The following is a 599-nucleotide window of genomic DNA, read 5'->3' on the forward strand; positions in this document are numbered from 1 at the left end:
TTTAGAAGGTACTCCTTGTGATGATAATGATGCCTGTACGGTTAATGATGTCTACGATGCTGCATGTAATTGTGCCGGAACCTTTGCTGATGACGATGGCGATGGCGTGTGTGACAGCGACGACCTCTGTCCTGGGTCTGATGATCTTGCTGATGCCGATGGAGATAGTGTACCTGATGGCTGTGATGATTGTCCAAATGATGGTAACAAAACCGATCCTGGTACTTGTGGTTGTGGTGTATCAGATACTGATAGTGATGGCGATGGTATTCCAGATTGTAATGACCTCTGTCCTGGATCTGATGATCTTGCTGATGCCGATGGGGATAGTATCCCTGACGGCTGTGATATATGTTTAGGCTTTGATGATAGAATTGACACAGATGGAGATAGTGTACCTGATGGTTGTGATAACTGTCCATCAGATGCCAATCCAACTCAGGTTGATGCCGATGGAGATGGAATTGGAGATGCCTGTGATGAATGTGATGCTGCTTTAGAAGGTACTCCTTGTGATGATAATGATGCCTGTACGGTTAATGATGTCTACGATGCTGCATGTAATTGTGCCGGAACCTTTGCTGATGACGATGGCGATG

The 599-nt window shown here is 45.7% G+C and carries 1 pseudogene; it reads left to right on the plus strand.

Annotation, left to right across the window (positions count from 1 at the left end):
- Positions 1-599, plus strand: a pseudogene (locus tag FLP08_RS16345) (hypothetical protein); the annotation flags it as partial.

The sequence above is a fragment of the Christiangramia aestuarii genome, assembly GCF_009735585.1.
In the GTDB taxonomy this organism is placed as follows: domain Bacteria; phylum Bacteroidota; class Bacteroidia; order Flavobacteriales; family Flavobacteriaceae; genus Christiangramia; species Christiangramia aestuarii.